This window comes from Phytohabitans rumicis, from assembly GCF_011764445.1.
GTDB lineage: Bacteria > Actinomycetota > Actinomycetes > Mycobacteriales > Micromonosporaceae > Phytohabitans > Phytohabitans rumicis.
On the sequence record NZ_BLPG01000001.1, the window covers coordinates 386,035 to 410,528 of the forward strand.

The window sequence follows — 24,494 nt, forward strand, 5'->3', positions numbered from 1 at the left end:
CAGTAGCCGCGCCGCGCCCTGATCACCCGGACGGCAACCCGCCACGGCGGTGATCATCGGCCTAGCGCTCTTCCCCTACGCCACTAAGGCCAGGATTTACGTGAAGGATCCAAGTCGCCCCAGCGACCCACATCCTTCACGTTGATGCAGGCGCGAGATCGCCCATCGACATGGAACCAGCCACCAGCGAGGTGCCCCATAGGGGACCCCTACCGGGGGGCAAGCGACCGACGGGGCCGACTGTTAATGGCTCGATCTCAGCCATTTCTCGTCTAGATCCAATGCCGCTCAGTTAAGGCGTGGTGTGGCGTCGTCAAGGGCTCTGGGGCACGAGGATGTCGATGCTGATCGTGGCCTGGTAGGTCTTCCGGTCGATGTTGGGGCCTTTGGCGTTGTACTTGGAGATCGCTCGTTTGACGATCCGCGGGGCGCGCCTGGTCCGACGCTCGGGCATGAGGTTGGCTAGGACTCGCCGGCCGATCGCGCCGACCAGGTCGATCACCGCGCCGGTGATGGCGTTCGCCGCCTGCACGACCAGGTCACGCGCCGCGCTCAAGGCGGTAGTGAAGCAGGCCCGGTCGGGGTCAAGGTCGGGCTGGGTGTCGGTGGCGTCGGCCATGGCCAGGCGGATGGCCTGGTAGGTCACCAGCAGGGCGTAGACCTCCTGGCGGACCCCGGCCGGGGTCCTGGCTCGTAGTACCCGCCCGCCCAGGATCGTCGATTTCAGTTCCAGGAACGCTGTTTCGACCTCCCACCGTTCGTGGTAGAGCCGGACCAGGTCGAACGCCGGATAGTGGTGGTGCTCAATCAGCGTGGTGACGAGGCGGTACATGGTCGTGGCACGCCCGGCCGTGGTCTGCACGTGGATTTGACACTCCACCACGCGGACCCGCAGTTGGCCGATCACCGATAGGTATGAGCCGTCCGGCAGCCGCTGTATCACCGGCAGTTTCCGGTTGTCCTTGACCCGCACCACCAGGTATGCCCTGGCCTGCGCGATCGCCTCGATCAGGTCCGCCGCCCCAAAGGCCCGGTCCAACAGCACGACCATCGACGGACGCAGGCTGGCCACCAACCGTTTGGCGTAGGGCATCTCCCCCACCCCGGTGGGCCCGAAGATCGCGTCGATGACGGTCCGGGTTCCGCAGCACACCAACACCAGCAGCCGCAGCTTCGGATAGCCCGACCCGCCATGGTTGCAGCGATGCGGGGTGTACTCGGCCAGATTCGCCGCGCTGGCCGGGACAGCCGCGCTGGTCCCGTCTATAGCGCAGACCAGCAGCCCTCGCCACCACCGCCCACGGGTACGCGGCGCCGGACCCGGTCCCCGCACCAGGTCGAACAAGGCCCGCAAAGGAGCCGGTCCCATGCGTTGGCGGGCCTGGGCCAGCACACCCGAGGTCGGGTTCGCCACCGGCACACCGTCCAGGGCCGCTACCAGCTTGTCCCAGACCTGCCGGTAGCCCACCTCGGCGAACAACGCGCCGGCTAACAGCAGGTAGACCACAACCCGGGCTGGTACCTCACGCACACGGGACTTACCCAGACCGGCCTCCGCCAACGCGGCATCGACCATCTCGAACGGCACATGCTGCGTCAACTCCCCAACGTGCCCTGGGGCGAACACACCCGCAGCGACCTTGATCATCCGGCGGGTGACAAAATACGTGGACAGCGAGGCTCCCTACAGATCATGACCGTCTTGTGAGGACAGCCATGTCTACCGGAGCCTCGCTGCCCGTCTACCCCGGCCCCATCAACAACGCCCGGCCAGACCCTTAACTGAGCGGCATTGCGTCTAGATCTACTTGTTGGCTTCGATGATCGGGGCGGCCGATCGGACGAATCCGGCATACCCGGCCACGAGATCACCGGCCATCCGTGACGGTGGCGAATAGTTGCCCCGCGGCGGGCAACTCCTCGCCACAGTCGTCACGGCGACGCCGACCGACACAGCCTGCCCGCGTCGTCAGCGTGAGCCCCGCCACGGCCGCCACCCGCGCAGGCGCCGCCCGTCGGGGGTCGATTGTGGACCGCGCAGGGCGAGGCCGCGGGAGCAACGGCCCGGACCACGACGCACATCGCGGTAGCTCAGAACTCGATCCTAAACCTGAACCTAACTTCAAATTCTCCATAGACCCTACGGGGTGGGGAGCGCCTGGCGGGTCGTCTCGGCGCGCTGCCGGCACTCGTCGGCCAGCCGGCTCAGCTCCGCGGCGACCGTTACGAGGATCCCGCTCGCGGCGTCCACCTCGTCCGTCACGAGTTGGGTGAGCGCGCCCCCGACCATCACCCCGTCGCCCAGTGCCGCCCGCACGGGTTCCATGAGCGTCTCGGTCTCCTGCGCGGCCGCGTCCAGTACCGCGGCGGTGGCCTCGAAGTCCTCGGCGTCCGGCATTGTCTTTCCCCTCCAGCCTCATGTCTTTGCGGCGTACGGCCGCGATACCCGACGACGCGAGGCCGCGGCATTTACCCCGCGGCCCCGCGTCCTCGACGGGTACGGCCTAGACCCTGGTGACCCCGGTGTTCATCACGTCGTCGAGCTGGTTCGCCTGCGCGTCCATCGCGTCGCCGAGCGACACGGCCGACTCGCCGGCCGAGACGGCCACGGCGTTGAACTGCGTAGAGACGTCGGTCAGCTCGGCGCCGAGCCGGTCCAGTTCCGCCCCGAACGCCTCGATGATGCCCTGGATGCGCGCCGTGGTCTCGTTGACGTGCGCGTCCAGCTCGGCGCTGACCTCCTCGACCTGGGCGCGGTTGGCGCCGGTCCACATGATGCCGCCGAACTTCGAGACGGCCGCCCGGGACTCGTCGTTCACCCCCTGCAACGTCGACATCAGCGTCGCGCGGGCGCTGGACAGCTGCTCCTGCAGGCCGGCGACCAAGCCGTCCGTGGTCGCGGTGACCTGCCCGCCGGAGCTGACGAGGTGGTCACCGAGGAGCCGGTACGCGCTGGCGGCTTCGCGGATCTGGTTGACGTCACCGCCGAGCATTGTCTCTGCCATGATGCTGCTACCTTTCGATCGACCCTACTGCTCTCCTGGCACTGGGCATTCGTTCCGCGCGGCGCGAACGGTTCCACTGTGGTGCCACGTTTTCACCAGAAATCCGCGGTGCTGAACGAGTCCGCGCCGAAGTCCGCCATCGACGGGCTGTCGAAGGAGTACCCGCTGCTGAAGTCCATCGCCGGCGCCGCCCACTCCCCCTCGAAGCCGCCCATCGTGTCCCAGTCCGCGGGCCAGCCCGCGGTGAGCGGTGCCAGGTCCACAATGGACGACATGGGGTCGTACGGCGTACCGAGGTCGGGCATGTCCAGCGCCGACGGCGGCACGTCGGCGGCCGTCTGGAACAGCTCGTAGTGCTCCAGGACGAACTGCGCCGGCGGCTGTGCCGTGACGAGCGCCGGGGGCATGACCTGGTCCGTGGCCGGATTGTCGCCAACGCTGAGGAAGCCCGGTGTGTCGAAGTCCGCGGTGCCAACCAGCTCCGGCAGCGCCGCCGACCGCTGCGCCTCTTCGGGGGTACCGAGGGTCTGGAAGGGCGTCAGCTGGTCCTCGCGCCCGCCGAAGAACTCCTCCGTGGTGTTCTGTAGCCACGGGTACACCTGCTCGAAGTAGAGCCGCTCGCCGACCGCGTTGGGATGGAACGACCGGGGGTCGGGGTTGAAGAGCGTTCCGATGAGGTTGTTCGCGCCGATCTGGCTGGGATCGTCGACCCCGAGCAGCGTGTGCCCGGCGAAGTTCGGCACCAGGAACGCCTTATCCTGGCCCGGCTGCAGCTCGGCCTGCTCGTAGTCGATGAACAGTTGCTCGTTGAGGCTGGACCGGAATTCGTTGATGTCCGCGTGTTCGCTGGACGTCATCCGCGCGAGCGGGTAGTCGTTGATGATCGGGCGCGCCAGGGAGTTCCCGCTCTCGTCCAGCGGTCCCAGGATGTTCGGATACCCGAGGAAGAGGAACTGCGCCCACGGCGCGGCCTCCTGCGACGCGAAATCCCACAGCTCCGGCACGAGGCTCGTGGCCACCGGGATCCCCACCGTGACCCCCGGGATCCCCGACCTTCGCCACGGGGGTCCAGCGCCAGCTCGATGACGTTCACGAACTGGCCACTCTTCTGGCCCTCCACCTTGTCGTTGCCGCCGGTGTCGAAGATGACGACATCGGCGCCGCGTGCGCTTACCAGCTGCGGCAGCCTCGCGCTGAGCTCGTGGTTGCGGCTGTACCCGAGGATGTTGCTCGTGTTCGCGCCCGGCTCGGCCGCCATGGTGAACTCGATGACGGGTCCGCCGGTGAGCGTGGGCACCACGGGCGGGATGATCTCGGGGTTGCCCGGGTCCAACGTCCGGCGGATCACGATCGTCGCGGTCGGGTCGTCCACCTGGAGCTGGCGGATCGCGTCCTGCACACCGGTCCCCGCCGCCTGGGGCAGCTCGCCGGTCACCAGCCCGCGGCCCGCCAGGAACGAGTCGCCGATGACCGCGCCCCGCATGGTCTGGCCCGCGTTCGGCGAGAACCCGATCCAACCGTCGGGCGCGGTCGCGAGCGAGAACCCGGGAAACACCTCGCCGATGCCGGCCGCGCCGAAGTCCGTTGTGGACAACGTATCGTCCGCTGACCCGCCGCTCAGCACGTCGTCGCCGTCGCCGCCGATCAGCGCGTCATTGCCGGCGTCGGCGCTCAGCAGCTCGCCGCCGAAGACCTCGCCCTCCGCGGTGGTGCTGAAGACGGTGGCCGCGAGCGGCTGGGTGGGCACGACGGCCGGCGCCTCCGGGTTGGGCAGGGGCCCGGGATCGACGAACCCGGGCACACCGAGCAACGCGGGGACGGACGGCGGATCGGCCGGCGCAGGGCCGGCGACGCCCGGCGGGTTAGCGGGTACGAAGATCGGAGTGGCGATCTGCGCCGCCGCGACGGGCGTGGTCGCCGGTTTGCCGACCGCCTTGACATCCGCCGACTTGGTCGGCGGGCGCGGCGGGGTGATCGCCGCGTCGACGAGGAGCTGGAGCCGTTGCAGGATCACCGGGGTGATCGCGGGGCCGGCGACCGCCGCGTTCGCCCCACTGTCCACAACCGACTCCACCACGGCCGCGACGTCCGCGATGCGCTGCAGGATCTGGGCGCGGTCGCCGACCACGGTCGTGTTGGGGTCGTTGACCACCTGGACGGCCTGGGCCAGGAACGAGCCGGCGAGGAATGCCTGTCCCTGATCCAGGGCCTGGACGGCGCGGGTGACCAGCGGGACGACGCCGGTGCCCACCGCGATCGCCTGCAGGGTGCGCTGGGTCTCCGGATCGAACTCGAAGAGCGTGTCGACGCCCGGGGCGGTGCTGGAGAACGCGCCCTTGTCGTTCCCGAGCACCCGCGCGCCGGCCGACACGGCGGACAGCCCGTTGAGGAACGCCTGGGTGAGGTCGCCGGCCTGCAGGGCCGCGGCCGCGCCGGCGACCGGGGCGACGACACGCGCGGCGTCGCCGAGCGTCGCGCCGAGGCGCGCGAGACCCAGGGCGGTGTCGGCGTTGGCGATCCCGAGGCTCTGCAACAGCTGGCCGCCGCTGCCGAGCGCCGTCGCGCCGGCGAGCAGGCCCGAACCGATCGCGCCGGCGAGGCCGTCGGCGTCGATGGCCCGCGACACCGTGTTGGCGATGTCGACCGCGCGCTTGGCGTCCTTCAGGAACGACAGCGTCGGGTCGCCGAGACCGTCGGTGATCGACTTCGTGAGCAGGTCCAATTCGGACGGTATCCCGATCCCGAAGACGTCCGACGCACCGGCCGTGAAGACCGCCAGGCCGGACGAGAGCGCCCCGAGCCAGTCGCCCTCGATCGCCTTGATCGCGGCGTCGCCCACGTTGAGGGCGAGCGCGGCGGCGCCGAGCAGCTGGGTGCCGGGGAAGACCAGCGCCAGCGCGCCCAGGGCGATCTTGCCGACCTGGACGATCGCCTTGAACGGGTTCTCCTCGAACGCGTCCCCGATCGAGCTGACGATCGCCTTGACGGTGTCGAACGCGCGCGACAGGCTGCTGCGCTTCTTCCGCCTGAACGCCACCAGCGCGCCGGTGTCGTCGAACGACCAAGTGACCTTGAACTTGCCGATCTTCTGCTTGTGGCCCCCGGGAATTCCCCAGTCCTGGGTGACGAGCAGGAATTCGGGGTTCTTCTGGACGGCCTTGCGGCCACGCATCCGCAGCCGGCTCCGCCCGAGGCCACCGACGCCGTTGGCCCCGACGACCGCGGCGAGCTGGCGCTCGGTGAGCGCGGGCGCGCCGGTGGTGGCCAGCACCCGGAAGGCCGCCACCACCGCGACAACGCGCTGAAGCAGCTCCGGCCCGCTGACCGCGCCGCGCAGGAAGGTGAGCGCGGCGTCGAACCGCGCCTTGAGCCCGGGCGTCTGCAGGAACGCGGGCGGTACCTGGCTGGCCAGCAGCCCGCCGACGATCTGCTCGAGCTTCTGGTCGACCGGGGGCGGGGTCGCGGCGGTCAGGTCGACGCCGACCGATCGGGCGAGCTGGTCGGCCATGCCGGTCAGGCCGGTGACCGTGGCGTCGGTGACGATGCCGACGCGCCGGCCCAGGTCGAGCATGAGCTCGATGCCCTTCGCGTCGAAGAACGCCAGCGGCTGCGGGCTGCCCTCGAAGCCGGTGGGCAGCAGCGCGCTGCCCAGCGCGCGGTTGGCCCGCAGGAACGCGATCGCGTCCGCGAACCGCTCCTCGCGGGTGCCGGTCGCCGGGTCCACCCAGCCGACCCGGGCGGCGAACGCGAGGGTCTGGTCCAGTTGCGTCGCGTCGGGCGGGCGCGAGTCGACGCCGGCCAGGAATCCGGGCAAGAAGCCCTCGATCGCGGCGAAGTCGCTCGCGACCTCGGTGGCCAGCGCGTCGACGCCTTCGCCGCCGGTCGCGAAGTCCACGCTCGCCAGCACGTCCACCAGGCCGGGCAGCTGCGTGGCGACGGCGAGCCGCCGGTCGAGCTCGAGCGTGCCCGACACCCAGGCCAGCAGGCGTTCGGGGTCGGCGAGCACCTGGTCGACGGTGCGGCCGTCGGCCCAGAAGTCGCTCCAGAACACCTCGGTGCCGGCGCGACCGCCCGGCACCGGCCCGGCGTGTTCGATGCCCAGCCGGACCGCCAGCAGGCGCAGGTCGGCGACCTGGGCCGGATCGAGTTGTGGCGCCTCCCCGCCGAGGAGCACCGGGGACAGCCGGCCCAGGGCGGCGTCGAGCGCGGGATCGGCGCCGGGTGGCGGCAGGCCGACGAACACCGACCGCAGGTCCGTGGGTCGGGCGAAGCCGAGCAGTCCGGTGAGCGCGGCGCCCAGCTGGTCCACCGGGGCGCCCAGCGCGGTCGCCGTTCCGCGCGCGTCGACGGTGAACCGCCCGGCGAGGTCGGCCTTCTCGATGATTCCCTTGCCGAGTGTGGCCAGTCCATCCTGGACGGTTGCCAGCAGCGCCGGAGCCGTGCTGTCGAGGTCCGCGACGGTCAGCGCGCCGAGGACCCGCTGCCGGGTTTCCTCCGCCCGGCCCGACACGTCCACAAGGGAAAGCCCGACTCGGCGGGCGCCCTCGATGTCGATCGCGACATAGCTCATCCCCGCACCCCCTTCGCGCTGCCTTCGCCGCCGGCACGCCTCCCGGTTCGGGCGAATAGAAACTCGGATCCGGGAGAACCGCGGAGGGCGCCGGCGGCGAAGGCCCAACGTCAGATCCCGCGCAGAGGAGGCCCACATGTCCGTCACGGCACCCCCCGACGTCGAGCAGCACGGCGCCGCGGACCCGACCTGGGCGGGTACGCCGCTCGCCGAACCCCACTGGTTGGAGAGCCCGACGGGCTTCCCGCCGGGCAGCGTCGCGGAGACCGGCCTCGGCTCGGCCACCGACGTCCTGACCACGGCCAGGCGGTTGACGCTCAGCCGCCGCCAGGTCGACGAGGTGGTCGCGTTCGCGGAGTTCCTGGCCGGATGCGCCCTGCCCGGCGGCGACCGCGCGGAACTCCTCGACGACCTCGTCGACGCCTTCGAGGACTCGCCGGTGACCGCCACCGGGTTCCTGCGCCCGCTGTCCGCCGGCATGCGGCGGGTCACCTCGGCCGACCCCATCCAGCGGGCAACGCGGCGGCTACAGGCCCTGACCACGACGTGGACGGTCGAGCAGCGGCGCATCGCCGACGGCGCCGACCTCAACCCGGTCATGGAGGTCGTCAGCCGCCACAACCCGCTCCTTCGGCACTGGGCGGTGAGCGGCGTCGTGCTCGTCGCCGACGCGCTGACCTCCCGGCTGGCCCAGCATCGGCTTGTGTGCTCGCTGGTCGGCGCGGAACCGGAGTCCGACGGCGCGCTCACCGACCGCCTGCTGGCCAGGCTCGACGAGGCCAGCCCGGCTGAGGCGGCGGACTTCGCCGCGGCGCAGGTACGGCTGCTGTGCATCCGGGCGTGGCTGCGAAACATGGGCCGCGGCACGCTGGACAACCTGCGCCGGGAGCTCGACCGCGCCATCCGCTCCGCACTCGACGTGGACATCGTCGTACAGCAGGTCGGCTTCCGCGCCTCGATGGCCGTCGCCAGCGCGCGGTAGTAGATTTCCGGCGTCCAACTGTCGATTTCGTGCCTCGCCGTTCGTCTTATCGCGCGACCATCTGGTGGTGACGAGGAGGAAACGATGAAGTACGTCATGCTGATCTTTCAGGGCCCCGCGCTTGAGCGGCAGGCCGCGCTCCCCGAGGAGGAGCAGAAGCAGGTCTACGCCGACTACCAGGGGATCAATCAGACGCCGGGCGTCACCCCCGGGCTGCCGATGGGCCTGGCCCAGAACGCGACCACCGTGCGGGTCGAAGGCGGCAAGACCCTGACGACGGACGGCCCGTTCGTCGGGATGAAGGAGGCCGTCGGCGGTTGGTTCATCCTCGAGGCCGACGACCTCGACGCGGCCATCGAGGTGGCCGCCCGCGTCCCGGCGGCGCGCTACGGCGGCGCCGTCGAGATCCGCCCCTCGGAGGTGTATTGGTAGCCACGCTCGACCAGGTCTTCCGCCAGGAGTGGGGCCGCGTCCTGGCCACCCTGATCGGCTTCCTCGGCGACTTTGACCTCGCCGAGGAAGCCGCGCAGGAGGCGTTCGCCATCGCCGCCGAGCGATGGCCACGCGACGGCGTCCCCCGCAACCCGCGGGCCTGGCTGATGACGACGGCTCGGAACCAAGCGACGGATCGCATCCGCCGCAACCGGACCCTGGCGGCCAAGTTCGGCCTGCTCGTCGCGGACGATCGTGCTGAGGTGCCGATGAAGACCACGACGTTTCCCGACGAGCGCCTGGAGCTCATCTTCACCTGCTGTCACCCGGCGCTCGCGGTCGAGGCGCAGGTCGCGCTGACCCTGCGCACCCTCGGCGGGCTCACCACCGACGAGATCGCCCGTGCGTTCCTGGTACCGCAGCGCACCATGGCGCAGCGGCTGGTGCGGGCCAAAGGCAAGATCAAAGCAGCGCGGATCCCGTTTCGGGTGCCACCGGCTCACCTGCTCCGCGACCGTCTCGACGCCGTTCTCGCCGTCGTCTACCTGATCTTCAACGAGGGCTACGGCGGCCGCGACGAGCTCGCGGCGGAGGCGATCTGGTTGGGACGCGCGCTCGCCGAACTGCTCCCGGACGATCCCGAGGTGCGCGGGCTGCTGGCGATGATGCTCTTGCACGACTCCCGGCGTGCGGCGCGGTTCAGCGACGGCGAACTCGTGCTGCTCGGCGATCAGGACCGGTCACGGTGGGACACAAACCAGATCACCGACGGGCGCGCCGAGCTCGACCGGGCGCTCGCCCTGGGCGGACGCGGGCCCTACGTCCTGCAGGCCGCCATCGCGTCGTTGCACGCCGAGGTGCCGTGCGACTGGGCGCAGATCGCGGCGCTGTACGGCGAGCTCACCCGCCTGACCAGCTCACCCGTCGTGGAGCTGAACCGCGCCATCGCCGTCGCCGAGACCCAGGGCGCCGAGGCCGGCCTGCGCATCGTCGACGGACTTGGTCTGGACGACTTCCGCTATCTGCACTCGACCAGGGCGGAGCTCTTGAAGCGCCTCGGGCGGACCGACGAGGCGCGTGACGCCTATCGACGTGCCAGACAACTCACCGACGACGGCGCCGAGCGCCGGTTCCTCGAACGCCGGCTAACGGAGCTGGCAGCCGCCGCCGGCTCCGGTTAGCGCTGCGGGTCGGGCGGCAGCCGGCGAGCGCCCGGACCTTCGCGCCCCAGGACGTCGCGCGGATTGGTCAGATGGCACACCCGCAGCGACAGGCAACCGCAGCCGATGCATTCGGTGAGGTCGTCCCGGAGCGCCTGCAACTGCGCGATGCGCGCGTCGAGTTCGGTGCGCCAATCCACGGACAGGCGGGCCCAGTCGTCGGGGGTCGGGGTGCGTTCGCTCGGCAGCTGGTCGAGGGCCTGCCGGATCACGGCCAGTGAGATGCCGACGTGTTGGGATGCCCGGATGAAGGCGACCCGGCGCAGCGTGTCACGGCCGTACCGGCGCTGGTTGCTCGCCGTCCTGGTGCTACGGATGAGGCCCTGACGCTCGTAGAAGTGCAGCGCGGAGATCGCGACGCCGCTGCGGTCGGCGACCTGTCCGACGGTGAGTTCGTGAAACGGGGTGCGCGGCCGTGGCATGGGTCGACCCTAGCGCTTGACCTCAACAGAGGTTGAGGCCAAAGAATCGGCACCGTCCACGAATGCGATCAAGGAGCCTCACCTATGACCACAGTCCTCGTGATCGGCGCCACCGGTCGGCAGGGCGGCGCCGTCGCCGAGCTGCTGCTCAAGCACGGCCACGATGTCACCGCGTACCTGCGGTCGCCCGAGGCGCCCTCCGCTCAGGCCCTGTCCGCCGCCGGGACCCGCCTCGTCACCGGCGACCTGGCCGACCCGGAGGCGCTCGCCGGCGCTGCCCAGGGCGTTGACGCGATCTTCGGCCTGTCCGTGCCGTTCGGATCCGGCGGGAAGGACGAGGAGGTCGCCCAGGGGCGCCTGCTGGTCGACGCCGCCGTGCGGGCCGGCGCGCACCTCGTCTACTCCTCGGTGCGCGGTGCCGACCGGATGGCGCAAACCGACATCGACCACGCCGACAGCAAGCAGCTCGTCGAGGCTTACCTGCGGGATCAGGAGGTCCGGGCCACCGTCCTCGGGCCGGTGTACTTCATGGAGAACATCCTCAACGTCGGGTTCAGCCGCCTTACCGACGGCGTACTGGCCAACCCGCTCTCCGCCGGCAAGCCGCTGGACCAGGTGACCGTCCGGGACATCGCCGGCCTCGCCGTACACGCCATCGAGCACCCGGACCGGTTCGTCGGCGAGCGGATCGACATCGCCTCCGACCAGGTGACCGGCGAAGAGGCGGCCCGGATCCTCAGCGACGTGCTCGGCCGGGAGATCCCGTACCAGCAGCTGCCGTTGGACCAGGTCCGCCAGTGGGCCGGCGACGAGATCGCCGACATGTTCCAGCGCTTCGAGGAGAACACCGACTTCCTCGACACCGACGGGCTGCACGCCAGGTACCCGGACGTGGACTGGCACAGCTACGCCGACTGGGCCCGGACCGTCGACTGGGACCTCGTCTTGTCAGGTTGAGCCCTGGCCCCGCCCCGTTGATCAGGGACCGCCTCGGGCGTGTCGCGGCGCGTCCAGGGAGCCATTCCCTGATCACCGCGATCATGGTCGGGCCGGCGGCGATCGTGGCTCCGGTACGGCAGGCTTGATGGCGTGGACCTCGCCGACACGAACTCCACGGTGACCCTGCTGTGCGGGCTGGCCATCGCCGCCGGCATCGTGGGGGTCATCGTGCCGGTCCTGCCGGGGCTGCTGCTGTGCTGGCTCGGCGTACTCGTGTGGGCGATCTTCGCCGACGGCGGTTGGCCGAAGTGGGTCGTGTTCGCCGTTGTCACCGGATTCGCGGTCGCGGGCACCGTCGTCAAGTACCTGTGGCCGGGCCGCAACCTCAAGCGCTCCGGGGTGCCCAACACCACCCTGCTCTGCGGTGGCGCGCTGGCCCTGGTGGGCTTCTTCGTCGTACCGCTCGTGGGCTTGGTGCTCGGCTTCGTGTTGGGTGTCTGGCTCGCCGAGCGGGTACGGCTCAACGACACGCGACTGGCGTGGCCGTCCACCAAACACGCCCTGAAGGCCGCCGGCCTGTCGATGCTCATCGAGTTGGCCGCCGCCCTCGCCATCGCCGCGGTCTGGGGCGCCGGCCTCGCCGTGGCGTAAACCGACGCGGGTTCGTCTCACTTCACCGCTCCGTCGACGCGGTCCGGCTCGGGGTGGACGTGCACGTAGCCGAGGTCGCCCTCGCGCACCGCGACCAGATGCCCGTACGTGCCGAGGTAGCGCTCCAACCGCGCCGGCCCTGACCCGCCGACGCGGAACAGCAGCGGCGGGTGACTCCCACGCTGGGCGTGCCCTCCATCGACACCGTGAACGGCCCGGCCGCCGCCTGCGGCTGCGGCGGCGGGAGCGCGGCCGGGGTGTACGCGCCCGGCACGACATGGTCGACGCCGAGGACGAGCGGGAGGCTGGTGCCGCCGGTCGCGGTCACGGAGAAGTCGGCGTAGATGCGGTAGCCGCCGGCCCGCGCCAGCTTGAGGGGGACGCTCCAGGTGCCGTCGGGGCCATCGCGGGATGCAGATGCTGGTACGCGCCCAGGTCGCGGCCGACCACGATCATGTGCAAAGGCTTTTCGTGTACGACGGCGAAGCGGGTGGCCGCCCGCTGGTCGGTGCCGGCGATCCGGAACCGGTAGTCCACGGTCGCGCCGGCCGGCTGGGACCGCTGCACCGGCTGGATCGGGTATCCGCCGGCGCTGACCGTCGTACCGGTCGCCTGCGTTCCGCCGTCGCCGGAGTGGGTGTGGGCCGCGACCGGCCCGCCCGCCGTGGCCGCCGACGCCCCGGCGATCGCCCCGCCGCCTGAGCCCAGCCGCCCGAGCCCGAACCCGGCCAGCAACGCCACCACCAGCCCGCCCACCAGGAGCGCGAGCCGCGCGTTGCTCAGCCCACCAGCGCGTGGCGTGATCGCCTTGGTGGAGCCGGACGGCGCCGCCGTCGCGCGGCCGTTGTAACGGAACGTCATGGTGCCCCGGACCGTCTCGCCGTCGGAGGCCACGGACAGGTAGCTCACCGAGTACTGACCCGCGGCCGGCAGGTGCGCCACCGCCACCACCGCCGGGAAGCCGGTCGTGTACTCGCGCGGCTCAAGCTTGCCCTCCACCAGGAAGTACTCCCGCACCGGCTTGGCCAGGGGTTTGGGCGCGCCGTGCGTCCAGCCGTTGTCGACCCGCTTGCCACCCAGGGCGGTGATCGTGAAGTACGCGTTGGCGGCGACCTTCTCCGTGAAGTACAGCTCCACGGCCGTCAGCGGCCCGGTGACCGTGGCGCCGTCGGCCGGGGTGGACATCGCCAGGGTCCCGTGTGCGGCGGCGGGCGCAGCGGCGGCCAGCACCGAGAACGCCGAGGCAAGGACGACGCAGAGCAGCGCGGACAGCGTACGCATCGGATCATCCTCATCGCCGCCCAACTTTTATCAAGACACCCAGAACTTTTTGTGCAAATGACAGAAGTTTCCACTCGCCTTGGCGGTTCGGTCCGCGGGAACTTTTCTCGGCCGTTTCCCGACTGGTTAACCGGTAGCCGTGACAGATGCCGGGCGTGCGCGCCCGCGGACGGACAGGAGTAGCGATGCGTGCAGCGCGTACGGCGGCGGGTCTGGGTGTGGCGGTGTTGGCCGGGATGGTCGCCGCGGTCGGCGTGGGGGTGGGGCCGGCGTCCGCGCACGTGACGGTCAACCCGCGGGAGGCGACCCAGGGCGGGTACGCGAAGCTGGCGTTCCGGGTGCCGAACGAGCGGGACAACGCCTCCACGGTGAAGGTGGAGGTCAACATCCCGATCCAGCAGGCCGCGATCGCGTCGGTGTCGACCCGGCCCACGCCGGGTTGGACCGCCACTGTGGAACGCGCGAAGCTGGCCACGCCGTTGAAGGTGCACGACAGCGAGGTCACCGACGCGGTCGCGAAGATCACCTGGACAGCGGCCAAGGGCAGCGAGGTCAAGCCGGGCCAGTTCCAGGAGTTCGAGATCTCCGCCGGGCCGCTGCCCGAGGTGGACCAGATCGTGTTCAAGGCGCTGCAGACGTACTCGAATGGTGAGATCGTCCGGTGGATCGACGAGCCGGCAGCGGCCGGCGGCGAGGAGCCCGAGCACCCCGCGCCGGTCCTCAAGCTGACCAAGGCGGCCGCGGCGACGAGCACGACGCAGGCGAACGCGAACGTCAACCTGGCCAGTTCCGACACCGTCACCGACGGCGGCGGCGATGGGTGGTTCGCCGTGGCCGGCATCGCCGGGCTGGTCGCCGGCCTGGCGGGCCTGGTGTTCGGCGTCCTGGCCTGGCGGCGCGCCGGCGCCCGAGCCAGCTGACCCCACCGGTTGGACGATGTGCCGGCGGCCACGGGGGCCGCCGGCACAGCCGTTTTCAGGTGCCGGCCGGTGCGGGTGAGGTCGGCACCGCCCGGCCGGTACGCCGCCGCCTCACCAGCCCGACGATCAGGTCGAAGACCAGGAACGCGGCCAGGGTGACCCCGAGCAGCGGCATCGCCCAGCCCACGAACGCCACCACCGCGACGCCTACGAGCAGGACGGCAGGGTGGACCTGCCGCCACGCCCCCGGGCCGGCGGCGTCCCCAGCGCAGCGGAACGGTCGACGCGGGTGGGCCGGCGCTGCCACCACATCCGGTACCCCACACGATCACGCACAGCAACCCGACGGCGAGGGCGGCCAGCAGCAACTGGTTGACGAGGCCGAACAGGTAACCCATGTGGAACCGCACCCCCAGCTTGGACAGTTGCGCCAGCACCGGCCAGTCGGCGAAGTCGCTGCGCGCGACCACGGTGCCGGTCGCCGGGTCGACGGCGGCGCGGTCGAACCCGACCGGCCACGTGCCGTCGTCCTGCACCACCGTCCACGCCGTACCGGGCTCGCTGGGCGGCGTGACCTCGACCAGGCCGGTCAGCCCCGCCTGCCGCGCCACGATCACCACTCCATCCACATCGGACGGATGATAATTCCCCACGCCGCCGCCGGTTGGCGCCTCGTGATGGCCGCCGCCGGTGGTGCCGCCACCCGATATTGCCGTGTCCAAAGTGGGGCTGTGCGCGTCGAACCCCTCCTGCAACAGGTCGAAGTTGCCGCCCGCGTACCGCGACCAGGTCAACCCGGTCGCCGACAACACCAGCAACCCGGCCGCCAGCCACACCCCGGTCGCGGCGTGCCAACCACGGGTACGGCGCACACCCTTGCCGGCGACCAGATCCGGCAACACCGTACGCCGCAGCCGCCGCTTGCCCGTCCACTGCCGGCGCAGCCACAGGAACAAGCCACCGAGTATGACCACCCACAGCCAGGACGCGGCGAGCTCGGAGTAGTGCCGGCCCGCCGCTCCCATGTGGAGGTTGCGGTGCAGGTCGTCCAGCCACGTCATCAGCGGCGTCTCCCCGTACCACGTGGTCAGCGTGCCCCGCACCTCGTTGCTGTACGGGTCGACGTACACGGTGTGCTGCTTCTCCCCCAACTCCGGCAGTGAGAACACCACCTTCGTCGTGTCCCTCGCCGCCACCGGCGGGATCACCGACGCCAAATCACCGTCCGGATGCGACACCCGGGCCGCCGCGACCTGATCGGCCAGCGGACGCGCGGTGCCCGTGACCTGCTCGACGCGCAACTCCTCGGCGTACACCAGCCGGTCCAGTTGCGGGCTGAACACGAACAGCAGGCCCGTCACCGCCGCGACCACCAGGAACGGGGCGACCAGCACACCGGCGTAGAAATGCAACCGCAGCACCAGCGGCGCGATCGATCTGCGGCGGCGGGGATCGGGCTTGACGCGTCGACGCCGCTGCGCCTCCGCGACCCGGGAGTCCGGCGGCGCGGCGGCGTCTGGCGAACTGGCTGTGGTCGACAAGGCGGGCCTCCAGGATCAGCAGAGCAGGGGTTAGCCGAGCAGGGTTTGGCCGATCCAGCCGCCGGGCTGGCAGCCGGGCGGGACGGCGAAGACGGCCGAGCCGATCGGGGTGATCCAGTCGTTCATCAGGTCCAACTCGGCCAGGTTGCGCTGGATCGGCACGAACTGGGTGCCGACGTCCCGCTGGTACGCGGCGAAGATGAGCCCGGTATCGGCGCGCCCGTCCGGGCCCGGTCCCTCGTCGTAGTTGTACGGCCGGCGGAAGATGCGCTGGCGGTCGTCGTCGACGTGCGCGCGGGCGATGTGCGACGACTCGGAAATGACCGTCAGGCCGAGCTGGTTGGTGGCCTTGTAGTCCGGCAGGTCGTCCTCGCGGGTGCCGGTCAGCGGAGCCCCGGTGTCCAGCTTGCGACCGACCGCGAACTCCTTGCCCGCCGCGTCGACGGCGTCCCACTTCTCCATCTCGGCCCGGACCCGCCGGACCACCACGGTGCTGCCACCGTGCAACCACGACGGTCCACTGTCGACCCACACGGCGGCGTCGAAGATCGCGCTGCCCAGCGCCGGGTTGCGGGTGCCGTCGAGCTGGCCCATCACGTTCCGCTGGGTGACGCCGTCGTCCTGCGCGCCGCGGCTGTTGCGGAAGCCCCGCTGGGTCCACTTTGGCCGGGCGAACGCGAGCGTGTCCTTGACCAGCATCCGCTGGACGTGGGTGACGGTCATCGGGTCGTCCGCGCAGACCTGGATGAGCAGATCGCCGCCCGTCCACTTCTCCTGCAACCGGTCGATCGCGAACGCGGGCAGCGGCGCGACCGACGCCGGCCGCACCGCCTCCCGGCCAGCGGCGGCGAACAGCCGTGGCCCGAACCCGAACGTGACCGTCAGCCGGGCCGGCAGCACGGCCAGCTCCGGTTCGGTGTCGGCGAGTGCCGGCTGGCCCTGGGTGAGCCGGGCGGCGTCGTCGGACAGCAGCCGCATCATCCGGCCCAGCGCGGCCCGATCCACCCCGGCCACCAGGTCGAACGCCAGGAACGCGGCGTGCGCCTGCGCCGGGGTGTCGATGCCGGCCTGATGCGCACCGTGAAAGGGCACCGTCTGGGCGCCGAAGGCGGCCGATGTCACCACCGCCGCCAGTGCCTCCGGCTCGCTTTCGGCGCGCAGGCCGGCGGTGACGCCGGCGCCCGCGACGGCACCGCCCACGGTCAGCGCCCCGCCGGCCAGCAGCCGCCGCCGGTTGAACGCCGCGCTCATCCGCCCATGCTCGTGCTCGGCGAGGCACTCGGCTGGTAGCTTTCGTTGCCGCCGGCGAAGTCCTTGCCCAACGCGGTGAACTGCATGCTCTTGCCGTCCGCGAAGGTCAGCGTCACGGTGACCTCGGTGCCGGCCGCGACCGGCGTTGTCACGTCCATCATCATCAGATGGTCACCGCCCGGCTTCAGCTCGTGCATGCCGCCGGCCGGGATGGTGAATCCGCCATCCTTCGGTCGCATCACCATCTCGCCGTCCACAGTGGCCACTTCGTGCAGTTCCATCATCGGCGACGCCGTCGAGGTGGCCTTCACCACCGTCACCTCGGCACCGGACGTGTTCATCAGCGTGCCGAACACCGCCGACATCCCGGACTGGGCCGTCTTCACCCACACGTCCTTGACCACCAGTGCCTGCCCCGCCACGGTGGACGAGGCCGACGGCGTCGCGCCGGCGGAAGGCTCCGCGTCATCCCCGCACGCCGCAAGCAACAACACGGCCGCAACCAGCACCGAACCTAAACCCAACCTCATGAACAGCGCCCTCCAGATCAACTTCGGTCAGCCATGTAGTCGCCGCCGCAACCCGGAAAGTTCCCGCCAACCCTCACGCGCTACCGTGGCCCGGTGACCCGGAGCCGACTACTCACCGCAGCCGCCGCCCTGCTCGCCGCGACGCTCGCCGTCCTCATGCCAGCCACCCCGGCGCTGGCCCACACCGAGCTGAAAAGCACCACACCGGCGGCGAAAAGCACCGTGACCAAGCCGCTGTCCGCGGTGACGCTGACGTTCAGCGGTCTGATCAAGAAGCCCGGCACGACGGTGACGGTGACCGGCCCGGACAAGGCCGCGTACGGCAGCGGCGCCCCGGAGGTGTTGAACAAGACCATCACCCAGAACGTGACCGCTCTGCCCGTCGGGGCCATCACCGTCGCCTGGCGCACCGTCTCCGCCGATGGCCACCCCATCCAGGGCAGCTTCACGTTCACCAACAACGCCGTCCCACCCACGCCGAGCGCGGAGCCGAGCCCGGAGCCCACCGCGACGCTCATCCCGACACCCGCGCCGGCCACCACGACACCGGCGGCCCCCAGCCCCGCGGCGGGCAGCGCCGGCGACGACGAATCATCCGGAGCCGTCTGGTGGATCGTCGCCGCAGGCGCCGCCGTCGTACTCGCCCTGCTCGGCGGCCTGCTGTGGCGCCGCCGCCGCCCCTGACGCTCTCCGTTCGACCCGCACCCGGCTCCAGCGAACGGTGATCCGGCCCCTCGATCAATCTCGGGCCGTCGCCTCGCGGTGTGCCATCGCCAGGGCGGGCACCATGGCGGCTGCGGTCAGCAGGAACGCGGCGGTGAACCCGACGCGGGAGACCAGCAGCCCGAGGCCGATCGCGCCGACCGCCATGCCGAGGTCGTAGCCGGCGTTCCAGAGCGCGCTGACGGTGCTGTACCCGGCGGCGGGCACTCGCGAGTACATCAGCGCGAGGGTGGCGTTCTGCAGCAGGCCGAAACCGCCGCCGAAGACGGCCGCTCCGGCGACCACCGTAAGCGGCGACGCGGTAATGGCCAGCGCGGTCATCCCAGCGATCGACAGGACTGTGCCAGGCACCAGAAGACCGGTCTGGCCCCGCCGGTCGCCGATCCGGCCGGCGATCCACCTGGTGACGGTCGCCGCGGCGGTCTGGACAAACAGGGCCACCGGCGCCACCCACGCGCTGCCGCCCCGCAACGCCAGCGGGAGATAGGTCACCACGACGCCGGCGGCGCAGGCCGACGCGGTGAAGACGGCGGCCGGACGCATGAGGGCGCCGTCGCGCAGCCCGCTCAGCGTGCCGTGCCGTCGGCCGGGCGGTGCCGCCCGCACGGCGAGTCCGGGCACCGTCGCCAGGGCGACGATGGGGGCCAGCGCGGTCACGATGAAGACGATGTCGAACCCCCACCGTTGGGCGGCCCAGACGCCGACCGGCAGGGCGAGCATGGAGGGTACGCCGTTGACCAGGCCCACGATGGCCAGACCCTCGCCCCGGCGCTCGTCCGGGATCAGCGCCGTTGTCAGCGCGCCACCGGCGACCACACAGATCGCGAACCCGATCCCGCGTACGACGCTGACCGCCACCGCGAGGGGTACCGACGGGGTGGCGAGCAGCGCCAGGGCCGGCAGACCCAGCAGTGCCAGGCCGACCGCGAGCGCGGACCGGTACCCGATGCGGGACACGATCCGGGGCGTGGCGAGTTCACAGAGGACGGTGGCGATCAGCAACCCGCCGGTGGCGAGGCCGGCGGTGGCCACCGCACCGGCGGCCTCCGCGTACAGCGGGACGACCGCGAGCGGCAGGTAGAAGCCGATCGACGAGAAGACGAGGGACACGAACCGCCACAGCAGGGCGCGGCTGAGGATCGCCGGCCGGACGGCGGGGCCCGGGGCCGCGCTCATCCGATGGATTCTACGAGTGCTGTCAGGCTAGGCAGGCGGGCCGGGCCCCTTGGCGCCGGCCCGTCGGGCATAGCCCAACGGGGAGCTTGTAGCGGGTTGCCGGCCACCCTACCGTCGGTCCACAGCAGACGTATACGACGGGGGTGGATCACATGAGCGTCACGGCGGTGGACGCCGCGCCGCCCACGGTGCCGGTGTCGGTGTCGAAGGCGCGGACCCAGATCAGGCAGATCGCGTCCGCCATCGGCCTCGGCGAGGCCGCTGGCGTGCTGGTGCCTCTCGCGATCTTCGCGATCATGGCGCGGGTCAGCGAGGACGCGATCTACGTCCGGGCGCTGTACGTGCCGCTGGCGCTCCTGTTCGCGGCTCTGCAGGTCGGGTTCGACGTGAGCAACCAGGTGGCCGCCGCCGTCAGCCGCGGTGCCCGCCGCCCGGAGGACGTGGTGCCCGTCGCGATGAGCATGGCCCGGATCGGCGCCGTCGTCTGGGGCACGGTGGCCGGCGCACTCATTGTCGGCGCGCCCGGCCTGGCCGCCCTGCTCGACGTGCCGGCCGACGTCACCGGGGAGTTCGTGGCGTTCCTGCGGTGGGCCTGCCTGGCGAGCCTGCTGTTCTTCCCGACCGTCCTGTGCGCGTCCAGCCTGCGCGGTTACGGGCGGGCTCGGGCGGCTGCCGCCATCGTGCTGACCGGCGCCGTCGTCGAGGTCGGCGGGGTGGCCCTGCTGGGGTTCACCACCGACCTGGGTGTGTACGCGCTGCCGATCGCGATCGGTGCCGGTGGCGCCTGCGCCCTGACCGTCGGCCTGATCCAGGTGCACCGGGCCGGTCTGTGGCGGGCCCGCGGTCCGTTGACCTGGCGGCGCGAGGCGGTGTGGCGGCTCACCGGTACGGGCCTGCCGGTGGCGATGTCGTTCCTGCTCATCGCCGTGGCGAACGCGGGCGTGCTCTGGGTTTTGGCGCCCTTCGGCCCTCGGGTGGTCGCCGGCTACGCGGCCGCGGCGGCCCTGGGCAACCTCGCCATCGTGCCCGCGTCTGCCCTCGGGTCCGCCACCGCGATCGTGCTGAACCAGTTGCGCGGCGCCGGTGAGACCACGCTGGGGCCGCTGGTGCTGCGGGCCGGGATGCAGCTGACGATCGCCGTGTACGCGGTCGTGGCGCTCGTGGTGTGGCTCGGCCGGGGCTGGTGGGCGCCGCTGCTGGCCGGGGGCGAACCGATCGCCGCCGAGACCCACCGCTTCCTGACCATCGTGGGCCTGACGTACCTGTGCATGGGCCTGACCGTGATGTTGCTGCTGCTGGTCGAGCAGATCGGCGGCGGGTTGGTGGCGCTGATCCTCAACATTCCCTACTTCGGCGGCATGGTCATCGGCGGCGGGATCATCGCTCGATCGCTGGACCGGGCGGACGGTCTCTATTGGACCATGGCGGTCCTCAACGTCAGCGGCATGCTGGTGACTCCCGCCGTCGCCTGGCTGTACGTGCGCCGGATGGGACGGTCGAGCCCGAGTCCGGCCGAGTCGCCCTGATGACCACTGTGGACCGTCCGGCGCAGGTACGGCTCAGCGCGGTCGTCATGCACCACCCCTCGCGGCGCGATCGCATCCCCGCCCTGCTGCGCGGCTGTGTACCGCTGGACGTCCGGGTGGTCACCGACCCGGACCCCGGCGGGCCGCGCAGCCCGTTGCGCACCGCGAAGCTGGCCTGGGCCGCGATCGCGCCGGGCGCCACGCACCACCTGGTCCTGCAGGACGACGCGGTGCCCTGTGCCGGCTTCGCGGAGCAGGTACGCGCCGCGGTGGCTCAGCGGCCGGCGCACGGCATCGCGCTGCACACCGACTGGCTCAGCCCGCAGAACGGCTACCACGCCCGCCGGGCCGCGTTGGTCGGCGCCGCCTGGGCGCCGCTGTCGCCGACGGAGTGGGCGCCGGCGCTGGGTTTCCTGCTGCCCGCCACGGCAGCGCGGGAGCTCGCCGGATACCTGGCGGCCGTCCCGGACGAGGTGAAGGACGACGACCAGATGATCGTGCGGTTCTGCCGGGGCCGCGCACTGCCTACCGTCGCGACGGTCCCGCACCTGGTGGACAACGCCAACCTGCCCACGCTCACCACCGGGCACTCGGGCGTGCACCACGCCACGGTGTTCGCGGGCTCGCGGCCGCCCCCGGTCGGGCACTGGAACGGCGAGCCGATGGCCGAACGGGTGCTGGCGGAGCGTTCCCAGTACCGGCACGCGGGCGAGTACGTCGTCCAGCTGCACCTGTCGCGCTGCCTGGTCCGGCTGCTGCGTCCCGGTACCGGCGAGCCCGCGGGCCACGAGTTCTGCTGGTACTGGCATGACTGGTGCCACCTGGCGGGCGTGTCCGCCGCCGACGTGACCGCCGCCGCCAGCGTGGCCCGTGCGAGTGTCGACGCCGCGCGCCTCGCCGGCGTCCCCGCGCGCCTCGCCGGCGAGGTCTGGGCGGCCGGCTACCTGCTGGGCGCGGACGCCGCGAGCGTGCGCGACCGGGTGCCGGGCGGTCGGACCCCGGCGTGCGAGCGCTGGCGGCGCGCCGTCGTCACCTCCTGGGTCCGCTCCGGCCTTGCCGACGCCGACGCGCGGGCGTTGTCAGCAGCCGGCTTGGCGGCCCTCGTCGAGCTCGGCGTCGAGGCCGTCCAGCACGGCGAACGGAGAGGACGTCCACATGACAGCGCCGACCCGGCCGATTCCGCTTACCGATCCTGACCTCGACGACCTCGTCGACCGCATGGCGCGGCGCGAGGTGACCGCCCACTTCCTCGTCCCGGCGGACCAGCCGCCCGGCGTGATCCGGCCGCCGGCGCCGGCGCTGGCCGTACGCGTCCGGGCCTGTTCGGCCTGCGGTGCCGACGCCGCCACGTTCGCCGCGAGCGGTACCCCGCTGCCGTTCGCGCACTGGCTGGCGGAACCGGACGACGGCGCGCCCAGCGCGTTGCCGACGCTGACCGTGCTGGGCTGCGAGTGGTTCGCGCCCCGGGCGGTCCTCGCCGTGGCCGTGGCGCTGGACCGGTACGACGGCGCGGCGACCGCCGCGTTCCGCAGCCGCGCGGTGGCCCTGACCGACCTCGGCGTCGGGCCGGACGCCGCCCCGACCGCGACGGCGCTCGCGCTGCTGGAAGCGGCGGAGCGCTGGGTGGACGCGGTCGCGGCCGGCGTGGCACCCGCGGCCTTCGCCGAGGCGCTCGCCGCGCCGGATCCGGCGCCCCGCGGGGCGGTCGTGCCGGCGGCCAGCCGGGCGGTCTCGACCGGGCTGGACTGGACGGCGCACCGGGACCTGCTGACGCCCGGCTTCCTCGGCCCGCACCCCCGGGGCCCGCGGCTGACCCGGATGAACGACGCCTACCTGACGGCGCGGCGGGTCGCCGCGGAGCTCGCCCTGGCCGGGGACGCCACGTGCCCGGCGTGATCGAGCAGGTCCGGTGGCGCCGCGTCCCGTTCGCCGGGTCCCGGGCCGGGACGGCGGCCCCGACGTGGGGTCAGCGGCTGGTCGACCGGGACATCCGCCGGATGCCGCCGGGGACCCCGTACAACGTCACGCAGGTGGTGCTGGTCCCCGCGGGCCTGAGCGTCGAGGACGTGTGCGCCGTGCTGGCCACGGTGGTCAGCCGGTACGAGGCGCTGCGGACGCTGTTCCACGGCACCGCCGAAGGGCTGGTCCAGCAGGTGCGCCAGGCCGGGCACGTCGAGGTGGGCGTCTGGGATGGCAGCGGGTCGGGCGCCGGGTTCGCCGAAGCCGCCCACCTGCTGGACACCGAGTTGGAGGCCACCCGCTTCGCCCACGGGCGGGACGTGCCGACCCGCGCGGTCGTCTGTGTCGACCGGGGCGTACCGGTGGTGTTGATCGTGTGCCTCGCCCATCTCGCGGCCGACCTGCGCAGTACCCGGCTGGTCGGGGAGGTCCTCGCCGAGCTGCTGAGCGCCCGTGCCAAGGGCGAACAGGAGCCGCCCGCGCCGCCGATGGTGCAGCCCGTCGACCTGGCGGCCTTCGAGGCCACACCGCGTGGCCAGGCGATGAGCGAGGCCGCCGTGGGGTTCCTGCGCCGCCAGGTGACCGGCGCTCCGATGTGGACCTTCCCGGTCGTGGCCGAGCCGGCCGGCCCGACCCACTGGCGGGGCGGGCTGCTGTCCGCCGCGACCGAGCCGGCCCTGCGCACGCTGTCCGCCCGGTACCGGGCCAGCGGATCCACCATCGCACTGGCCGCGACCGCGGCGCTGATCGGTGCGGTGACCGGCGCCCGTCGGTGCACCTTGCTGATGGTGCTGGGCAACCGCAACACCGCCGAGCTGCGCCAGTCGGTCGGCACGCTGACCCAGCACGTTCCCGCGCAGATCGATCTGACCGGGCCGACCTTCACGGACCTGGTGCGAACGTGCTGGTCCGCGGCCATGCGAGCCATCCGGCACGGCCGCTTCGACCCGGTCGCCGGGTGGGCGGCACTGGACGAGGTCACCCGCGAGCGCGGCGGTGAGCCCGAGGCCGTCCGCACGTTCTTCAACGACATGCGCGGGCCGGCGCCCGACGGTGGGCTCGCCGATGTCGCATCCCTGCGGGCCGCGGCCGGACGGTCGGAGTTCACCTGGGACTACCGCCGCGACGGCGGTGGCGCGTTCTTCATGGAGCTCGGCGAGGTGTTCGGCCGTCCCGGCACGCTGCGCTGGTCGCTGTTCGCCGACACCCGCCGGCTGCCGCCGCCGGTGATTCACGGCGTGCTGGTCGGGGTCGAGCGCCTGTTGGTCGAGCTGGTCGCGGGCGAGGTGGCGCTCACCGACGTGGCCAGGATCGCCGGGCTGCCGGTGCCGCCCGGCGCCGGGTCGGCCTCCTGATCCGCGGCCAG

Annotated in this window: 22 protein-coding genes and 1 pseudogene; 12 read left to right on the plus strand and 11 right to left on the minus strand. The window is 72.0% G+C overall.

The features are described from left to right. Positions 1-313: 313 nt before the first annotated feature. The 4 genes from Prum_RS01695 to Prum_RS01710 form a co-directional block, all read right to left on the minus strand. Complete coding sequence (locus tag Prum_RS01695) at positions 314-1,648, minus strand: IS4 family transposase (RefSeq protein WP_173073357.1); 1,335 nt, start codon at positions 1,646-1,648, stop codon at positions 314-316. Positions 1,649-2,140: 492 nt separating this feature from the next. Next, complete coding sequence (locus tag Prum_RS01700; RefSeq protein ID WP_173073359.1) at positions 2,141-2,398, minus strand: hypothetical protein; 258 nt, start codon at positions 2,396-2,398, stop codon at positions 2,141-2,143. A 106-nt stretch (positions 2,399-2,504) separates the two neighbouring features. Beyond that, entirely contained in the window at positions 2,505-3,005 is a 501-nt protein-coding gene (locus tag Prum_RS01705; RefSeq protein ID WP_173073361.1) for a hypothetical protein, read from the minus strand. An 853-nt stretch (positions 3,006-3,858) separates the two neighbouring features. Beyond that, positions 3,859-7,575, minus strand: a complete 3,717-nt coding sequence (locus Prum_RS01710; RefSeq protein WP_173073363.1) for a hypothetical protein — start codon at positions 7,573-7,575, stop codon at positions 3,859-3,861. Between the two features lie 136 nt (positions 7,576-7,711). Between Prum_RS01710 and Prum_RS01715 the strand changes: the two genes are divergently transcribed. The 3 genes from Prum_RS01715 (at position 7,712) to Prum_RS01725 (ending at position 10,170) form a co-directional block, all read left to right on the plus strand. Further along, complete coding sequence (locus Prum_RS01715; RefSeq protein ID WP_173073364.1) at positions 7,712-8,557, plus strand: hypothetical protein; 846 nt, start codon at positions 7,712-7,714, stop codon at positions 8,555-8,557. Positions 8,558-8,641: 84 nt separating this feature from the next. Beyond that, positions 8,642-8,989 carry a YciI family protein gene (locus tag Prum_RS01720; protein ID WP_173073366.1) on the plus strand — a complete coding sequence of 116 codons (348 nt, stop codon included), beginning with the start codon at positions 8,642-8,644 and terminating at the stop codon, positions 8,987-8,989. Beyond that, the gene (locus tag Prum_RS01725) at positions 8,983-10,170 is read left to right on the plus strand and encodes an RNA polymerase sigma factor (RefSeq protein ID WP_173073368.1); all 1,188 of its coding nucleotides are present in this window, start codon (positions 8,983-8,985) and stop codon (positions 10,168-10,170) included. The genes Prum_RS01720 and Prum_RS01725 overlap by 7 nt, the downstream gene beginning before the upstream one ends. On the opposite strand, the gene soxR is transcribed toward Prum_RS01725, so the two are convergent. Next, on the minus strand, positions 10,167-10,631 hold the full coding sequence (gene soxR, locus Prum_RS01730; RefSeq protein ID WP_173073370.1) for a redox-sensitive transcriptional activator SoxR: 465 nt from the start codon (positions 10,629-10,631) through the stop codon (positions 10,167-10,169). The genes Prum_RS01725 and soxR overlap by 4 nt on opposite strands. 84 nt (positions 10,632-10,715) lie before the next feature. Between soxR and Prum_RS01735 the strand changes: the two genes are divergently transcribed. After that, entirely contained in the window at positions 10,716-11,588 is an 873-nt protein-coding gene (locus tag Prum_RS01735) for an NmrA/HSCARG family protein (protein WP_173073372.1), read from the plus strand. A 132-nt stretch (positions 11,589-11,720) separates the two neighbouring features. Next, a complete protein-coding gene (locus Prum_RS01740) occupies positions 11,721-12,221 on the plus strand; it encodes a DUF456 domain-containing protein (RefSeq protein ID WP_173073374.1) in 501 nt (166 codons plus the stop codon). A 17-nt stretch (positions 12,222-12,238) separates the two neighbouring features. Here Prum_RS01740 and Prum_RS55850 read toward each other — a convergent pair whose 3' ends face one another. Then, a complete protein-coding gene (locus Prum_RS55850; RefSeq protein WP_503826938.1) occupies positions 12,239-12,385 on the minus strand; it encodes a DUF8832 domain-containing protein in 147 nt (48 codons plus the stop codon). 6 nt (positions 12,386-12,391) lie between these two features. Between Prum_RS55850 and Prum_RS50700 the strand changes: the two genes are divergently transcribed. Next, on the plus strand, positions 12,392-12,565 hold the full coding sequence (locus Prum_RS50700; RefSeq protein WP_246277582.1) for a hypothetical protein: 174 nt from the start codon (positions 12,392-12,394) through the stop codon (positions 12,563-12,565). On the opposite strand, the gene Prum_RS01745 is transcribed toward Prum_RS50700, so the two are convergent. Further along, positions 12,546-13,502: a copper resistance CopC family protein gene (locus Prum_RS01745; protein ID WP_246277583.1), complete on the minus strand. Its 957-nt coding sequence runs from the start codon at positions 13,500-13,502 to the stop codon at positions 12,546-12,548. The two genes, Prum_RS50700 and Prum_RS01745, sit on opposite strands and share 20 nt — an antisense overlap. A gap of 185 nt (positions 13,503-13,687) precedes the next feature. Here Prum_RS01745 and Prum_RS01750 point away from each other — a divergent pair, with 185 nt between their 5' ends. Continuing rightward, positions 13,688-14,422 (plus strand): DUF1775 domain-containing protein, encoded by a 735-nt coding sequence (locus Prum_RS01750; protein ID WP_173073376.1) that lies wholly within the window; start codon positions 13,688-13,690, stop codon positions 14,420-14,422. Positions 14,423-14,796: 374 nt separating this feature from the next. On the opposite strand, the pseudogene Prum_RS01755 reads toward Prum_RS01750, so the two are convergent. From Prum_RS01755 to Prum_RS01765, 3 genes and pseudogenes are all read right to left on the minus strand, one after another. Next, positions 14,797-15,843 (minus strand): annotated as a pseudogene (locus tag Prum_RS01755) (PepSY-associated TM helix domain-containing protein); the annotation flags it as partial. A 150-nt stretch (positions 15,844-15,993) separates the two neighbouring features. Next, positions 15,994-17,214 (minus strand): Dyp-type peroxidase, encoded by a 1,221-nt coding sequence (locus Prum_RS01760; protein ID WP_173073378.1) that lies wholly within the window; start codon positions 17,212-17,214, stop codon positions 15,994-15,996. Then, a complete protein-coding gene (locus Prum_RS01765) occupies positions 17,211-17,744 on the minus strand; it encodes a copper chaperone PCu(A)C (RefSeq protein WP_173083298.1) in 534 nt (177 codons plus the stop codon). Before Prum_RS01765 ends, Prum_RS01760 begins: the two co-directional genes overlap by 4 nt. Positions 17,745-17,837: 93 nt before the next feature. Between Prum_RS01765 and Prum_RS01770 the strand changes: the two genes are divergently transcribed. Further along, positions 17,838-18,428 (plus strand): copper resistance CopC family protein, encoded by a 591-nt coding sequence (locus tag Prum_RS01770; RefSeq protein WP_173073380.1) that lies wholly within the window; start codon positions 17,838-17,840, stop codon positions 18,426-18,428. Between the two features lie 54 nt (positions 18,429-18,482). On the opposite strand, the gene Prum_RS01775 is transcribed toward Prum_RS01770, so the two are convergent. Next, positions 18,483-19,643, minus strand: coding sequence for an MFS transporter (locus tag Prum_RS01775; protein WP_173073382.1), 1,161 nt, complete (start codon positions 19,641-19,643; stop codon positions 18,483-18,485). Positions 19,644-19,795: 152 nt separating this feature from the next. Between Prum_RS01775 and Prum_RS01780 the strand changes: the two genes are divergently transcribed. From Prum_RS01780 to Prum_RS01795, 4 genes are read left to right on the plus strand one after another with little or no spacing between them, the layout of a single operon-like run. Continuing rightward, positions 19,796-21,169: an MATE family efflux transporter gene (locus Prum_RS01780; RefSeq protein ID WP_173073384.1), complete on the plus strand. Its 1,374-nt coding sequence runs from the start codon at positions 19,796-19,798 to the stop codon at positions 21,167-21,169. Next, on the plus strand, positions 21,169-22,365 hold the full coding sequence (locus Prum_RS01785; RefSeq protein ID WP_173073386.1) for a hypothetical protein: 1,197 nt from the start codon (positions 21,169-21,171) through the stop codon (positions 22,363-22,365). The genes Prum_RS01780 and Prum_RS01785 overlap by 1 nt, the downstream gene beginning before the upstream one ends. Next, on the plus strand, positions 22,325-23,065 hold the full coding sequence (locus tag Prum_RS01790) for a hypothetical protein (RefSeq protein WP_173073388.1): 741 nt from the start codon (positions 22,325-22,327) through the stop codon (positions 23,063-23,065). The genes Prum_RS01785 and Prum_RS01790 overlap by 41 nt, the downstream gene beginning before the upstream one ends. Continuing rightward, positions 23,053-24,483, plus strand: coding sequence for a condensation domain-containing protein (locus Prum_RS01795; RefSeq protein ID WP_173073390.1), 1,431 nt, complete (start codon positions 23,053-23,055; stop codon positions 24,481-24,483). Before Prum_RS01790 ends, Prum_RS01795 begins: the two co-directional genes overlap by 13 nt. Positions 24,484-24,494: the final 11 nt, after the last annotated feature.

What these genes read in the sequence shown, in the direction of transcription:
- Prum_RS01700 (WP_173073359.1), bottom strand. Translation starts at nt 2,398, where the DNA reads ATGCCGGACGCCGAGGACTTCGAGGCCACCGCCGCGGTACTGGACGCG.
- Prum_RS01765 (WP_173083298.1), bottom strand. Translation starts at nt 17,744, where the DNA reads ATGAGGTTGGGTTTAGGTTCGGTGCTGGTTGCGGCCGTGTTGTTGCTT.
- Prum_RS01720 (WP_173073366.1), top strand. Translation starts at nt 8,642, where the DNA reads ATGAAGTACGTCATGCTGATCTTTCAGGGCCCCGCGCTTGAGCGGCAG.
- Prum_RS01785 (WP_173073386.1), top strand. Translation starts at nt 21,169, where the DNA reads ATGACCACTGTGGACCGTCCGGCGCAGGTACGGCTCAGCGCGGTCGTC.
- Prum_RS01705 (WP_173073361.1), bottom strand. Translation starts at nt 3,005, where the DNA reads ATGGCAGAGACAATGCTCGGCGGTGACGTCAACCAGATCCGCGAAGCC.
- Prum_RS01775 (WP_173073382.1), bottom strand. Translation starts at nt 19,643, where the DNA reads ATGAGCGCGGCCCCGGGCCCCGCCGTCCGGCCGGCGATCCTCAGCCGC.
- Prum_RS01760 (WP_173073378.1), bottom strand. Translation starts at nt 17,214, where the DNA reads ATGAGCGCGGCGTTCAACCGGCGGCGGCTGCTGGCCGGCGGGGCGCTG.
- Prum_RS01750 (WP_173073376.1), top strand. Translation starts at nt 13,688, where the DNA reads ATGCGTGCAGCGCGTACGGCGGCGGGTCTGGGTGTGGCGGTGTTGGCC.
- Prum_RS01735 (WP_173073372.1), top strand. Translation starts at nt 10,716, where the DNA reads ATGACCACAGTCCTCGTGATCGGCGCCACCGGTCGGCAGGGCGGCGCC.
- Prum_RS01695 (WP_173073357.1), bottom strand. Translation starts at nt 1,648, where the DNA reads ATGATCAAGGTCGCTGCGGGTGTGTTCGCCCCAGGGCACGTTGGGGAG.
- Prum_RS01710 (WP_173073363.1), bottom strand. Translation starts at nt 7,575, where the DNA reads ATGAGCTATGTCGCGATCGACATCGAGGGCGCCCGCCGAGTCGGGCTT.
- Prum_RS01715 (WP_173073364.1), top strand. Translation starts at nt 7,712, where the DNA reads ATGTCCGTCACGGCACCCCCCGACGTCGAGCAGCACGGCGCCGCGGAC.
- Prum_RS01780 (WP_173073384.1), top strand. Translation starts at nt 19,796, where the DNA reads ATGAGCGTCACGGCGGTGGACGCCGCGCCGCCCACGGTGCCGGTGTCG.
- Prum_RS01745 (WP_246277583.1), bottom strand. Translation starts at nt 13,502, where the DNA reads ATGCGTACGCTGTCCGCGCTGCTCTGCGTCGTCCTTGCCTCGGCGTTC.
- Prum_RS01790 (WP_173073388.1), top strand. Translation starts at nt 22,325, where the DNA reads ATGACAGCGCCGACCCGGCCGATTCCGCTTACCGATCCTGACCTCGAC.
- soxR (WP_173073370.1), bottom strand. Translation starts at nt 10,631, where the DNA reads ATGCCACGGCCGCGCACCCCGTTTCACGAACTCACCGTCGGACAGGTC.